This window comes from Sphingomonas endophytica, assembly GCF_001476895.1.
Classification (GTDB): domain Bacteria; phylum Pseudomonadota; class Alphaproteobacteria; order Sphingomonadales; family Sphingomonadaceae; genus Sphingomonas; species Sphingomonas endophytica_A.
Map to the genome: position 1 here is coordinate 51,535 of NZ_LDTB01000064.1, position 12,882 is coordinate 64,416.

The following is a 12,882-nucleotide window of genomic DNA, read 5'->3' on the forward strand; positions in this document are numbered from 1 at the left end:
CAACGGTTCGTCAACCAGCCCGTGTCTATACCGGCAGGGTGAACCGACAGCCTGCCTCCCCATTGCCGCACGTTCCGCTGCGCGCCCTGATCGGGTTGCGTGACGGTGACGATCCCGATCTCTGGGCGCGCATCCGCGCGGTCCAGTTGCTCGCCGCGCGGGAACGCGCGCTGCTGCTGCTCGCGGCGAACCTGATCGCCGCCGCGATCGCGGTCATGCTGCTGGCCAACCACGTTCGCGCGATCTGGCTTGCCCCGTGGGCGGCGGCGCTGGCGGGTGTGGCGGTCAGGACGACGACGTATCGGCTGCGCACCCCCGACCGTCCCGGCGGCTATGCCGGACTGGCCGACGTGCGCCACCCCACCCTTGAGGCGCTCGCGCTCGGCGTGGTCTGGAGCGTGGTGCCGCTCGCCTTCGCGCACGATATCGACGTGACCACCGCGTTGGCGCTGCATATCGTCGTGGCGGTCCTGATGGCGGCGGCGACGCTGGCACTGGTGTCCTTGCCGATGGCCGCCGTCACCTTCGTCGGGCTGGTGTCGGCGGCGGGGGCGCTGGCGATGCTGGTGGCCGGCAATCCGGTCGGCGCGATCGCCGACCTTCTGTTCGCCGCTTTGCTCGGGGTCGCGACCGTCGACCGCGCACGCGCGCTGGCGATGCTCCATGCCGCCGACGTCGCGCTGGCCGAGGGCGACGAGACGGTCGGGCTGCTCTTGCGCGACTTCGACGAGACCTCCGCGCACTGGTTGTGGGAAACCGACGCCTCGCGCCGGATCGTCAACCCCAGCGCACGCTTCGCCGCCGCCTGCGGCACGGATCAGGCCGGGATCGCCGGGCGTCCGCTGCTGGAGGTACTGGCCGGAGACGGATGGGAAAGCGGCCAGGTCGCGCCGGTGCTGCGCGAACTGGCGACCATGCTGAAACATCGTGAGAGCGTCCGCGACCTCGAACTGCCGATCACGGTCCGTGGGGAGCGGCGCTGGTGGCAGATCGCCGCCTCGCCCCGCCGCGATGCCGACGGCCATTTCGGCGGCTTCCGCGGCGTCGGCTCCGACATCACCGAACAGCGCGCCTCCGCCGACAAGATCGCACGCATGGCGCGGTTCGACACGCTCACCGGCCTGCCCAACCGCCTGTACGTGAACGAGGAACTGACGCGGGCGCTGGCGCAGGCCGAACAATGGCGCTCGCGCTGCGGCTTCATGATGATCGATCTCGATCGCTTCAAGGCGGTCAACGACACGCTCGGCCACCCGGTCGGCGACCGGCTGCTCGGCAAGGTGTCGGAGCGGCTCGCCAGCCTGGTCACCGACAACGAACTCGTCGGGCGCCTGGGCGGTGACGAATTCGCGGTGGTCGTCCGCGATGCGACCGATCCCGCGCATGTCGAACGGCTGGCGCATACGATCATCGACATCCTTTCGCGCCCCTACGAGGTCGATCAGCATACGCTCTACATCGGGGCGTCGGTCGGCGTCGCGGTGTCGCCGCGCGACGGGCGCAGCGCGGAAACGCTGATCCGCTCCGCCGATCTCGCCCTCTATCGCTCGAAGGACCAGGGCGGCGGCGTCTTCCACGCCTACGAACCGCAGCTCCACGTCGAAGCGGAGGAGCGCCGCGTGCTCGAAATGGCGCTGCGCAAGGCGCTGGAGAATCAGGAACTGTACCTGGATTATCAGCCGGTCGTTGACGCACGCAGCGGCACCTTGCGCGGCTTCGAGGCGCTGCTCCGGTGGCGGCACCCCGCCTTCGGGCTGATCTCCCCCGTCAAATTCATCCCGATCGCCGAGGAGGCACGGCTGATCGCCGAGATCGGCGCATGGGTGGTCCGCACCGCCTGCGCCGAGGCGGCGTCATGGCCCGGCGGCGTGCACGTCGCGGTCAACGTCTCCCCCGAACAGCTCCACAACCCGCAATTCGTGACCGTCGTGGCGGAGGCGCTGTCGGACAGCGGGCTGTCGCCGCAGCGGCTGGAGCTGGAAGTGACCGAAAGCGTCTTCCTGCGCGAGGGCACGGGCGCGGTACGGGTGCTCGGCGACATTCTCGCGCTGGGCGTCGGGCTCAGCCTCGACGATTTCGGCACCGGCTATTCCTCGCTCGGCTATCTCAGCTCGACCCGCTTCTCCTCGATCAAGATCGATCGCAGCTTCGTGCAGACCGCCGCGACGGGTCGTGCGGAAGCGATCGCGATCATCCGCGCCGTGGTGGCGATGGCGGACAGCCTGAACATGACCACCACCGCCGAGGGCGTGGAGACGGAGGCGGAATTGCGGATGGTGCAGGAACTGGGCTGCCGCAGCATCCAGGGCTATTATTTCGGCCGCCCGCTCCCCGTTGAGGAGGCACGCGCGCTGACCCAGCGGCACCAGCAGACACGCGCCGCCTGAATCAATCCGGGGGCGGCGCCAGCAATCGCTTGACGAACGCCCCGGATATGTTCAACAGCAGCGCCCGCACAGGAGTGTAGCTCAGTTGGTAGAGCATCGGTCTCCAAAACCGAGGGCCGTGGGTTCGAGTCCCTCCACTCCTGCCATATCCGACATCCGGACATCCTTTCTAACGCACGGACCCAAGCGACAACTTGCTTGTTGTTAAGATCGCCGCCATAGGGCGATCCGGGTTAATCCAGTCCAAGGGAGTTCTCACATGCGTTCGATCCTCGCCGGCGCCGCCGCGCTCAGCCTCATCGCCACCCCGGCGCTCGCCGCCACCAGCAACCCGGCCGCCAGCCTGTCGGTGTCCAACGCGCGCGCCGCGACCGCGACCGCCAAGAAGAGCGAGCTGGCCGGTGCCGGCATCTTCGCCGCGATCATCGCCGCCGGCATCGCCGCGATCGGCGTCATCGCGATCGTGAACGACAGCAACGACTCCGACAGCAACTGATCGCTGTCCATGCGCCGCGTCGTCGGCGCATGATCGGATCGAGGGGCCGGGCGATGGCGTCCGGCCCCTTTTTCGTGGCCGCCCCCGCGGTGGGGCACCCCGCGCGCCCGACGCCGCCGCCGCGCCGCTTGCCTTTTATCGGTCACGATCCTATGTCGATCGACACATCCGACAGCGCGGACGGCTTGCCACCGCTTCCCGGTACGATCCGGGGACGCGGCAGCCGGCCCATGCCGGGACATTTCTGCTAGGCTCAACAAGGGCGCTGATACGTGGCGAAGACGACCCCGCTCGAATTCATCCGACAGGTGCGGACCGAAACCGCCAAGGTGGTATGGCCGACCGGGCGCGAGACCCTGATGACCGGGGTGATGGTCGTGATCATGACCACGGTGCTCGCGCTGTTCTTCCTCTCGGTCGATTCGATCTTCAACGCCGTGGTGAAGGCGTTGCTGAGCCTGGCGCAGTAAGGACGGAATTCAGACGATGGCGCGCTGGTACATCATCCACGCCTACTCGGGCTTCGAGGGCAAGGTCCGCGATTCGATCATGGCCGAGGCGACCCGCATGGGCCTCGAGCAACTGGTCGAACAGATCGAGGTGCCGACCGAGACGGTCACCGAGGCCCGCCGCGGCAAGAAGATCGCGGTAGAGCGCAAGTTCATGCCCGGCTACGTCCTCGCCAAGCTGGCGATGAACGATGACGTCTATCACCTGGTGAAGAACACGCCGAAGGTGACGGGCTTCCTCGGCTCGTCGGGCAAGCCGCAGCCGATCTCGGATGCGGAGGCGGCGCGGATGCTGAATTCCAAGGAAGAGGCCGCCGCCGCGCCGAAGACCAAGATCAAGGTCGATTACGAGATCGGCGACGCGGTCAAGGTGCTGGAAGGTCCGTTCGCCAGCTTCAACGGCACGGTCGAGGAACTCGACTTCGACAAGTCGAAGGTCAAGGTTTCGGTCAGCATCTTCGGCCGCGCCACGCCGGTCGAGCTGGACTTCGAACAGGTCGAGCGCAGCAAGTAGGCGCGGGCGTTACGCGCCGTCCGACCCGGGCGGCGCGGCCGGCCGATGGTCGGGCGCCGGGTCTTCCCGCCACGGCGCCGGAACATGCGGAGCCAGGTCGACGCGCTTGCGCTGCTGCCGCACCTCCAGGCTGGGGGTCAGCAACATCGTCTGCGTGCGCCGGAACTGTGCCGGCGTCATGCCGACGAACTCGCGGAACTCGCGGTTCAGGTGCGACGCGTCGTAGAAGCGCAGCTCCGCCAGTTCGTCGGCGCTCGGCACCGCCAGTCCGCGCATCACCGCCGCCATGTCCAGAAAGCGGCTGCGACGCATCACCGTCTTGGGCAGATGCCCGAAATGGCTCCGCACCACGCGGTCGAGCCGCCGTCCCGACATGCCGAACTCCGCCGCGATCGCGGTCACGGGGCGCGTCGGATCGATCCGCGCGATACGCTCGAACGCCGCGCTGACGGGGTCGGGAACGACCGGATGGATGATCAGCCGGTCGCGCACCACCGTTGCCATGCGGTCGAACGTCTGGGCGGGATCATAGGGATCGGCGGTCGCCCAGCGCAGCGCCTCTCCCCATTCACCGCCGATCGGGAGCAGCCGGTCCGCCATCACGTCGGCGGGCTGGTCGCAGAAGGCGAACCAGCCGCCGGGGCGGATCGCGAACCCCGCCGCGACGATCGGCCCGACGCAGCGCACCGGGAAGCGCCGCTGCTGCGCGCCGAACAGCATCGGCCCCTCGTAACCGACCCACTGCCCGTCGATCAGCGTCTCCCACACACCGACCAGCGGCACGCGGATATAGGCGCTCTCGTGGAACAGGAAGTCTTCGAGCACGGCGTCGGCGGGTCGGTCGATGATCGTCACGAAGAACCGCGCGACGAACGGATCCAGCGCATCGCTGGGCGTCCGACTCAGCGATAACGGCAGGCCGTCCAGCGAAGCACCGGTGCGCGAAATCAGCCCTGTCATCATGATGGGCTAAGGTTAATTTTCGTCGTCGGCAATGCGGATGCGCGGTCGCACGCGGTGGTAGCGAAAAAAATGCTCCGATCCGGTTGTATTTTCTTGCAAGTCCGCGCGCGCCGTCGCCCATTGCCAGATGCGCGGCGATCCGCTAACGGCGCACGCTTCCATCGCACACGATCGGAACATGCGGGAGGGTATCGCCACGGCGGTGCCCGGGTGGACCGCTAGACTTGAACCGGATGCGCGCCCTCACCGGCACGCGTCCCGTAACAGAGTGAGATAGATGGCAAAGAAGATTACCGGCTATATCAAGCTGCAGGTGCCCGCCGGCTCTGCGAACCCGTCGCCGCCGATCGGCCCGGCGCTGGGTCAGCGCGGCGTGAACATCATGGAATTCTGCAAAGCGTTCAACGCGCAGACCGGCGAGATGGAGAAGGGCGCGCCCCTCCCCACCGTCATCACCGTCTATGCCGACCGCAGCTTCTCGTTCGTGACGAAGACGCCGCCGGCGACCTTCCTCATCAAGAAGGCGGCGAACCTGAAGTCGGGCTCGAAGGAGCCGGGCAAGGTGTCCGCGGGCAAGATCAAGCGCTCGCAGCTGGCCGAGATCGCGCAGACGAAGATGAAGGATCTGAACGCCAACGACATCGAGGCGGCGACCAAGATCATCGAAGGCTCGGCCCGCGCGATGGGCCTCGAAGTGGTGGAGGGCTGAGATCATGGCGAAGCTGACCAAGAAGCAGAAGGCCGTCACGATCGATCGTGAGAAGCTGCACGGCGTCGACGAGGCGATCGCGCTGGCGAAGTCGGGGGCGACCTCGAAGTTCGACGAGACGATCGAAGTCGCGCTGAACCTCGGCGTCGATCCGCGTCACGCCGACCAGATGGTGCGCGGCGTCGTCACGCTGCCGGCCGGCACCGGCAAGACGGTGCGCGTCGGCGTGTTCGCGCGCGGCGCGAAGGCTGACGAGGCGCGCGCCGCCGGCGCGGACGTCGTCGGTGCGGAAGACCTGATGGAGACGATCCAGGGCGGCACGATCGACTTCGACCGCTGCATCGCAACCCCGGACATGATGGGCGTCGTCGGTCGCCTCGGCAAGGTGCTGGGTCCGAAGGGCCTGATGCCGAACCCGAAGCTGGGCACGGTGACGATGAACGTCGCGGAAGCCGTCAAGGCGGCCAAGGGCGGTCAGGTCGAATATCGCGTCGAGAAGGCGGGCATCATCCACTCGGGCATCGGCAAGGCGTCGTTCTCGCAGGAAGACCTGCGCCGCAACTTCGACGCATTGGTCGACGCGGTGGTGAAGGCCAAGCCGTCGGGCGCCAAGGGCAAGTATGTCCGCAAGGTCGCCGTCAGCTCGACGATGGGCGCCGGCATCAAGGTCGACGTCGCGGAAGTGGCCGGCGCGTAAGGCGCACGCGGATAGCCAAGGCTATCCGCGAGACGCCCGCGCCCGGCCGACGTGACCCGAACGGGTCACGTCCGACGACAGGGACCGGATTCACTCCGGTCCCGCGCCAGAGACGAAAAGCCGAGGCCGCCCCGCGCGCCTCGGCTTTTTCATGTCGGCCGCAGAAAGAAGCTGCCCGTCCTGCGACACCCCCGGGTCCACACCACCCATCGCCCCCGCACAGGCAGGGGCCCATGGCTGTATCCTCCAGCCCGCCGAACGACACGCGGGCGACGACCGTGTGTCATCGTCCCCGAATGACGACACAACGACAGACCCTCGCCTCCAGAGGGACACCCCACTCCCTCGCCCCGCCGCAATCCCGTCGACAAGCCCCTCGAACCCCGCCACTCTCCGCCGCAACCGGAGAGGACCATGCCGCAATACGGCGACTATCAGAACGCGATCTATCTCGCGGGCCTGTCGGGGGTCGTCCCCGAATGGCCGGTCGACCACGCGACGCTGCGCGCGCGCGCGGCGGCGCACTGGCCCGCGTCCGTGCGCGATTACGTGCAGGGCGGATGCGGCGATGAAGCGACGCAGGACGCCAATGCCGCCGCCTTCGGCCACTGGGGCCTGACACCGCGCATGATGGTCGACACCGCCCGGCGTGACCTGTCCACCAGCCTGTTCGGCCGCGCCCTGCCCTCGCCGCTGTTCATGGCGCCGATCGGGGTCAACGGCATCTGCACCGACGACGGGCACGGCGATCTCGCCGCCGCCCGCGCCGCCGCCGCGACGGGCGTTCCCTTGTGCGCCTCGACACTCGCCAACGATCCGCTCGAAGACGTGCGCGCGGCGTGCGGCGACACGCCCGCGCTGTTCCAGCTCTACACGCCGCGCGACCCGGATGTCGCCGCCAGCCTTGTCGCCCGTGCGGAGGCGGCGGGCTATGCCGCGATCGTCGTCACGCTCGATACCTGGGTCACGGGCTGGCGGCCGCGCGACCTCAACACCGGCAACTTCCCGCAGCTGCGCGGCCACGTCCTCGCCAATTACTTCACCGACCCGGCGTTCCGCGCGCTCCTGCCGCAACCGCCCGAGCAGGATGCGCAGGCCGCGATCATGACCTGGGCGGCGACCTTCGGGCGCGTGCTGACGTGGGCCGACCTGCCGTGGCTGCGCTCGCTCACGTCGCTGCCGATCGTGCTGAAGGGCATCTGCCATCCCGACGACGCGCGCCGCGCGATCGATGCCGGGGCGGACGGCATCTACGTCTCCAACCACGGCGGGCGTCAGGCGAACGGCGGCATCGCGGCGATCGACCTGTTGCCCGACATCGCGGCGGTGGTCGCGGGGCGCGTGCCGGTGCTGTTCGACAGCGGCATCCGGTCCGGCACCGACGTCATCAAGGCGGTCGCGCTCGGCGCCGATCTGGTCGGCGTGGGCAGGCCCTATTGCTACGGGCTGGCGCTGGGCGGCGCGGACGGTTGCGCGCACGTCCTCAAATGCCTGCTGGCGGAGGCCGACCTGCTGATGGCGGTCGATGGCTGGCCGACGCTGGCGGCGGTGCGCGAGGCGGGCGCGCGGCGCACCGACCGCTGACACTGGCGTTCCGGGCGGCCCTGCATTATGGGGCGCGCTTTCCCTATCAGACAGGTTTTCCTCAATGGGTTTCCGCTGCGGCATCGTGGGCCTGCCCAACGTCGGCAAGTCCACCCTCTTCAACGCGCTGACCGAGACGGCCGCGGCGCAGGCGGCGAACTATCCGTTCTGCACGATCGAGCCGAACGTCGGCAATGTCGGCGTCCCCGATCCGCGCCTGGCGAAGCTGGCGGGGATCGCCGGATCGGCGAAGATCATCGAAACGCAGCTCGGCTTCGTCGACATCGCCGGGCTGGTGCGCGGCGCCAGCAAGGGCGAGGGGCTCGGCAACCAGTTCCTCGGCAACATCCGCGAGGTGGACGCGATCGTTCACGTCCTGCGCTGTTTCGAGAATGACGACATCCAGCATGTCGACAACCGCGTCGATCCGATCGCGGATGCCGAAACGGTCGAGACCGAGCTGATGCTCTCCGACCTCGAAAGCCTCGAAAAGCGCGTTCCCAACCTCGCCAAGAAGGGGCAGCAGGGCGACAAGGAGGCGAAACTCGGCGCTTTGGTGCTGGGCCGCGCGCTCGACCTGTTGCGCGACGGCAAGCCCGCGCGGCTGACCGAGGCGCACGACGCGGAGGAGAAGCGCGTCCTCGACCAGGCGCAACTGCTGACCGCCAAGCCGGTCCTCTACGTCTGCAACGTCAACGAGGAGGATGCCGCGAACGGCAACGCGCTGTCGCGGAAGGTGTTCGACAAGGCCGCGGCGGAGGGCGCGCAGGCGGTCGTCGTGTCGGCGGCGATCGAGGCCGATATCGCGACCATGCCGCATGAGGATCGCGGCGAATTCCTCGCCGAGCTCGGGCTGGAGGAAACCGGCCTCGCCCGCGTGATCCGCGCCGGCTACGACCTGCTCCACCTGCTGACCTTCTTCACGGTCGGTCCGAAAGAGGCGCGCGCCTGGACGGTCGAGGCCGGGTCGAAGGCGCCGCAGGCGGCGGGCGCGATCCACTCCGATTTCGAACGCGGCTTCATCCGCGCCGAGACGATCGCGTTCGACGATTACGTCGCCTGCAACGGAGAGGCGGGCGCGCGCGAGGCGGGCAAGCTGCGTCAGGAAGGCAAGGAATATGTCGTCCACGACGGCGACGTCCTGCTCTTCCGCTTCAACGTATAGGCGGCCCGGCGTCCCTCATCCCGTCGCCGCGGCGCGGGCGAGGCGGCATCCCCACCCGATCGTCACCCCGGCGAAGGCCGGGGTCCATCGCCCCGCATGGGCAGGACCATCGGCTCTCGCGGCACCATGGATCCCGGCCTGCGCCGGGATGACGCCCCACAGGGGCGAGTTGTCACACCCGCGCCCGGCTAGCACCGCGCCCGCTACCGCCGCTTCTCCACCACCGGCCGGTCGAGCCCGCTGTCATAGGGCGCGCGCAGCGTCGCGCCCGGATCGGGGCGTGGCTCCATCCATTGCGGGGCGTCGCCCGGCAATGGGGTGATCTGCATCACCGGCGTCCTGGGCGCGGGCGCGGTAGCCGTGGGTGTCGGCTGCGGCGCGGGCTGACGATCCTCGCCCGCGCCCCCGCAGGCGGCAAGCGAGACGCATAGGGCAAGCGGAAGGACACGCATCCTTCCCCAACCGCCACCTGCCCGCCCGCGTTCCCACGGGTCTTTGTTCTGCAAGATCGTCGGCGTAAGAGCCGCGCATGTCATCCCGTTTCCCGCTGTTCGCCGCGTTGCTGGCCACCCTGTCGGCCTGCGCCTATCCGCACACACCATCCGCGCTGCCGCCCGTCACGACCTCTCCCGCCACCGCCTCGATCGCGACCGCGCAGGAAACCCGCGCCCCCGTCACGATCCTCGTCTCGATCGACGGCTTCCGCCCCGATTATCTCGATCGCGGCGTCACGCCCAACCTGTCGCGGCTCGCCGCCACCGGCGTGTCGGCGGCGATGCGCCCGTCCTTCCCGTCGAAGACCTTCCCGAATCACTGGACGCTCGTCACCGGGCTGGTCCCCGACCGACACGGCATCACCGCCAACAGCATGGAAGACCCCGCCCGTCCCGGCGAGCTCTTCACGATGGCGACCGACGATCCCTTCTGGTGGAACACCGCCGAGCCGATCTGGGTGACGGCGGAGCGCGCCGGTATCCGCACCGCGACGATGTTCTGGCCCGGCTCCAACGTTGCCTGGGGCGGCACGCGCGCCTCCACCTGGCCGCACGTCACGACCGGCGGCACCCGCCCGCACGACTGGCAGCAATTCAGCGAGGCGGTCGACGACCGCCAGCGCGTCGATGCGATCATCGACTGGCTGCGTCGCCCCGCCGCCACGCGTCCGCGATTCCTGACGCTCTATTTCGACACCGTCGACACCGCCGGGCACCAATATGGCCCCGCCGACCCGCGCACGACGCAGGCGGTCGCGGAGGTCGACGCCGCGATCGGCCGGTTGACCGGCGAACTGGCGGCACTGGGTCAGCCCGCCAACCTCGTCATCGTCGCCGATCATGGCATGGCCCCGACCGATTCGCGCCGCACGATCGCGCTCGACACGATCCTGCCCGCCACCGACGCGCGCGTGGTCGAGGCCGGCTCCTATGCCACGTTCGAGCCGCTGCCGGGCCGCGACGCGGCGGTCGCCGCCGCCCTGCTCCGCCCGCACCCGCACATGCAATGCTGGCGCAAGAGCGAGATCCCCGCACGCTTCCATTACGGCCGCAACGTGCGCGTCCCCGCTTTCCTCTGCCTCGCCGAGGACGGCCCCGGCGGCGCGTGGGAGATCGCGAAGACCGCCCCGACCAAACAGGTATCCGACGGCGCGCACGGCTTCGACAATGACGCCCCCGACATGCGCGCCTTGTTCATCGCCAACGGCCCGGCGTTCGCATCGGGCAAGCGACTGCCGACCTTCGACAATGTCGACGTCGCCCCGCTGCTGCGCGACCTGCTCGGCCTGCCCGCCGGTCAGGGGCTCGACGGCACCGACCGGCCGTTCCGTGGCGTGCTGCGCGGAACCGCTGGACCCGGCGCATCGGCGGTGCCACACGCACGATGATGCAGGCGACGATCCTCCACAACCCGCGCTGTTCCAAGTCGCGTCAGGCACTTGGACTCCTCCAGGACGCGGGCGCGGACGTGACCGTCGTCGACTATCTGAAGACCCCGCCCACGCGCGACGACCTCGCCCGGCTCTGCGCGCTGGCCGGGATCGCGCCGCGCGACGCGCTCCGCAAGGATGCGCCGGCCGTCGCGGACGACGATGCCGCGCTCGACCTGATGGCGCGCGACCCGGCGACGATCGAGCGTCCGTGGGTCGAAACCGCCACGGGCGCGCTGATCGCCCGCCCGCCCGAACGGGTGCGCGAGTTGCTGTGAAACTCCCCGCCGACACCCGCTGGCGCGTCGAACCCGCCACCCGCGCCTCGGTCGTCGTCGACGCCGACGACTATTTCCGCGCCGCCCGGCAGGCGATGCTCAGGGCGCAGCACCAGATCCTGCTGGTCGGCTGGGACTTCGACGCGCGCATCCGCCTCGCCTGGGACGACGACCATCCGGAGGCGCCCGCCGACGTCGGCGCCTTCATCACCTGGCTGGTGAAGCGCACGCCGGGATTGCAGGTCCATATCCTGCGCTGGGACAAGGGCGCGATGAAGACGCTGGGGCGTGGCAAGACGCTCTGGACGCTGCTCAACTGGCGCTTCCGCCAGCGCCGCATCCACCTGAAGCTCGACGGCCATCACCCCGTCGCCGCCTCGCAGCACCAGAAGATCGTCGTCATCGACGACTGCCTCGCCTTCTGCGGCGGGATCGACATGACCGACGAGCGCTGGGACACGCGCGACCACCGCGACGACGACCCGCACCGCCGCTCGCCGTCCGGCCGCGCGTACAAGCCGTGGCACGACGTGACGACGGCGCTGCAAGGCCCGGTCGCCGCCGCGCTGGGCGAGCTGTGCCGCACCCGCTGGCAGATCGCGGGCGGCGCGCCGATCGCCCCGCCCCCGCCGCGCGAGGGCACCTGCTGGCCCGAAGGACTCGCGGTCGGCTTCACCGATGTCGATGTCGCGATCTCGCGCAGCCAGCCTGACTATGACGGGCAGGAAGAGGTGCTGGAGATCGAGCGCCTGTACCTCGCGCTGATCGCGGGTGCGAAGCGGCACATCTATGCCGAAAGCCAGTATTTCGCCTCGCGCCGCATCGCCGAGGCGATCGCGAAGCGGCTGGTCGAGGACGACCCGCCCGAGATCGTCGTCATCAATCCCGTCTCGGCGCAGGGCTGGCTGGAGCCGATCGCGATGGACACCGCGCGCGCGCGGCTGGTGACCGAACTCCGCCGTCGCGACCATCGCGGGCGTTTCCGCATCTACCACCCCGTCACGCGCGGCGGCGAGGCGATCTATTGCCATGCCAAGGTGACGGTGATCGACGATGTCGCGGTCCGCATCGGCTCGTCCAACTTCAACAACCGCTCGCTCCGCCTCGATACCGAATGCGACGTGACGATCACCGAAGAGCCGGAGACGATCGCCGCGATCCGCGCCGATCTGCTCGCCGAACATCTGGATGCCGATGCGGGCGAGGTGGCGACGCGGATCGAGCGCGACGGCCTGATCGCGACGATCGAGGCGCTGCGCGGCGCCGGCCGCACGCTGATCCCCTATGAGATCGACGACCTGAACGAGGTCGAGAAATGGCTCGCCGACAACGAGGTCCTCGACCCCGAAGGCCCGGCGGAAATGTTCGAGAGCTTCACGAAGCGCGGCCTGCTCCGGCGGCTGCGGCGTCGCCGGAAGAAGTAACCCTTCGATCGTCACCCAGCGAAAGCCGGGATCTCGCGCGGGAAAGCCCCCGCAAGAGCCGCACGAGGTCACAGCTTCCGTTACGACGACGCCCACGGGACCAGCCGTCGCCCCTGCGCAGGCAGGGGCCCATGTCTGCATCGTCCCGCGAGCCACCAGACACACGCACCGACACTTATGTGTCCACCGCTCAAGACACGCCACAGCGATAGGCCCCTGCCTCCGCAGGGGC

General features: G+C 69.2%; 13 protein-coding genes and 1 tRNA gene. 12 read left to right on the plus strand and 2 right to left on the minus strand.

Annotated elements, in window-relative coordinates; genetic code table 11:
• The first annotated feature begins 62 nt into the window (after positions 1-62).
• From NS334_RS14270 to nusG, 5 genes are all read left to right on the plus strand, one after another.
• The gene (locus tag NS334_RS14270; protein WP_241491964.1) at positions 63-2,387 is read left to right on the plus strand and encodes a putative bifunctional diguanylate cyclase/phosphodiesterase; all 2,325 of its coding nucleotides are present in this window, start codon (positions 63-65) and stop codon (positions 2,385-2,387) included.
• Between the two features lie 70 nt (positions 2,388-2,457).
• A tRNA-Trp gene (locus tag NS334_RS14275) sits at positions 2,458-2,533 on the plus strand.
• Positions 2,534-2,646: 113 nt separating this feature from the next.
• On the plus strand, positions 2,647-2,883 hold the full coding sequence (locus NS334_RS14280; RefSeq protein ID WP_058756620.1) for a hypothetical protein: 237 nt from the start codon (positions 2,647-2,649) through the stop codon (positions 2,881-2,883).
• A 272-nt stretch (positions 2,884-3,155) separates the two neighbouring features.
• Positions 3,156-3,353, plus strand: coding sequence for a preprotein translocase subunit SecE (gene secE, locus NS334_RS14285; RefSeq protein ID WP_058756621.1), 198 nt, complete (start codon positions 3,156-3,158; stop codon positions 3,351-3,353).
• Between the two features lie 16 nt (positions 3,354-3,369).
• A complete protein-coding gene (nusG, locus tag NS334_RS14290) occupies positions 3,370-3,906 on the plus strand; it encodes a transcription termination/antitermination protein NusG (protein WP_058756622.1) in 537 nt (178 codons plus the stop codon).
• Between the two features lie 9 nt (positions 3,907-3,915).
• On the opposite strand, the gene NS334_RS14295 is transcribed toward nusG, so the two are convergent.
• Entirely contained in the window at positions 3,916-4,869 is a 954-nt protein-coding gene (locus NS334_RS14295) for an AraC family transcriptional regulator (RefSeq protein WP_058756623.1), read from the minus strand.
• Positions 4,870-5,146: 277 nt separating this feature from the next.
• Between NS334_RS14295 and rplK the strand changes: the two genes are divergently transcribed.
• From rplK to ychF, 4 genes are all read left to right on the plus strand, one after another.
• Positions 5,147-5,578 carry a 50S ribosomal protein L11 gene (rplK, locus tag NS334_RS14300; RefSeq protein WP_058756624.1) on the plus strand — a complete coding sequence of 144 codons (432 nt, stop codon included), beginning with the start codon at positions 5,147-5,149 and terminating at the stop codon, positions 5,576-5,578.
• Positions 5,579-5,582: 4 nt separating this feature from the next.
• Entirely contained in the window at positions 5,583-6,275 is a 693-nt protein-coding gene (gene rplA / locus NS334_RS14305; RefSeq protein ID WP_058756625.1) for a 50S ribosomal protein L1, read from the plus strand.
• A gap of 414 nt (positions 6,276-6,689) precedes the next feature.
• Positions 6,690-7,859 carry an alpha-hydroxy-acid oxidizing protein gene (locus tag NS334_RS14310; protein ID WP_058756626.1) on the plus strand — a complete coding sequence of 390 codons (1,170 nt, stop codon included), beginning with the start codon at positions 6,690-6,692 and terminating at the stop codon, positions 7,857-7,859.
• A 64-nt stretch (positions 7,860-7,923) separates the two neighbouring features.
• Entirely contained in the window at positions 7,924-9,024 is a 1,101-nt protein-coding gene (gene ychF, locus NS334_RS14315; protein ID WP_058756627.1) for a redox-regulated ATPase YchF, read from the plus strand.
• A 203-nt stretch (positions 9,025-9,227) separates the two neighbouring features.
• Here ychF and NS334_RS19300 read toward each other — a convergent pair whose 3' ends face one another.
• Complete coding sequence (locus NS334_RS19300; RefSeq protein ID WP_275044690.1) at positions 9,228-9,353, minus strand: hypothetical protein; 126 nt, start codon at positions 9,351-9,353, stop codon at positions 9,228-9,230.
• 200 nt (positions 9,354-9,553) lie between these two features.
• Here NS334_RS19300 and NS334_RS14320 point away from each other — a divergent pair, with 200 nt between their 5' ends.
• The 3 genes from NS334_RS14320 to NS334_RS14330 are packed head-to-tail and all read left to right on the plus strand — an operon-like array spanning position 9,554 to position 12,650.
• Complete coding sequence (locus NS334_RS14320) at positions 9,554-10,906, plus strand: ectonucleotide pyrophosphatase/phosphodiesterase (RefSeq protein ID WP_058756628.1); 1,353 nt, start codon at positions 9,554-9,556, stop codon at positions 10,904-10,906.
• On the plus strand, positions 10,906-11,226 hold the full coding sequence (locus NS334_RS18320; protein WP_058756639.1) for an ArsC/Spx/MgsR family protein: 321 nt from the start codon (positions 10,906-10,908) through the stop codon (positions 11,224-11,226). The genes NS334_RS14320 and NS334_RS18320 overlap by 1 nt, the downstream gene beginning before the upstream one ends.
• A complete protein-coding gene (locus NS334_RS14330; RefSeq protein WP_058756629.1) occupies positions 11,223-12,650 on the plus strand; it encodes a phospholipase D-like domain-containing protein in 1,428 nt (475 codons plus the stop codon). The genes NS334_RS18320 and NS334_RS14330 overlap by 4 nt, the downstream gene beginning before the upstream one ends.
• Positions 12,651-12,882 lie beyond the last annotated feature (232 nt).

Bases quoted from the DNA above. Each gene is read 5' to 3' on its own strand.
- rplA (WP_058756625.1), top strand. From the start codon at position 5,583: ATGGCGAAGCTGACCAAGAAGCAGAAGGCCGTCACGATCGATCGTGAG.
- NS334_RS18320 (WP_058756639.1), top strand. From the start codon at position 10,906: ATGCAGGCGACGATCCTCCACAACCCGCGCTGTTCCAAGTCGCGTCAG.
- ychF (WP_058756627.1), top strand. From the start codon at position 7,924: ATGGGTTTCCGCTGCGGCATCGTGGGCCTGCCCAACGTCGGCAAGTCC.
- NS334_RS14320 (WP_058756628.1), top strand. From the start codon at position 9,554: ATGTCATCCCGTTTCCCGCTGTTCGCCGCGTTGCTGGCCACCCTGTCG.
- nusG (WP_058756622.1), top strand. From the start codon at position 3,370: ATGGCGCGCTGGTACATCATCCACGCCTACTCGGGCTTCGAGGGCAAG.
- NS334_RS14295 (WP_058756623.1), bottom strand. From the start codon at position 4,869: ATGATGACAGGGCTGATTTCGCGCACCGGTGCTTCGCTGGACGGCCTG.
- NS334_RS14310 (WP_058756626.1), top strand. From the start codon at position 6,690: ATGCCGCAATACGGCGACTATCAGAACGCGATCTATCTCGCGGGCCTG.
- rplK (WP_058756624.1), top strand. From the start codon at position 5,147: ATGGCAAAGAAGATTACCGGCTATATCAAGCTGCAGGTGCCCGCCGGC.
- NS334_RS19300 (WP_275044690.1), bottom strand. From the start codon at position 9,353: ATGCAGATCACCCCATTGCCGGGCGACGCCCCGCAATGGATGGAGCCA.
- NS334_RS14280 (WP_058756620.1), top strand. From the start codon at position 2,647: ATGCGTTCGATCCTCGCCGGCGCCGCCGCGCTCAGCCTCATCGCCACC.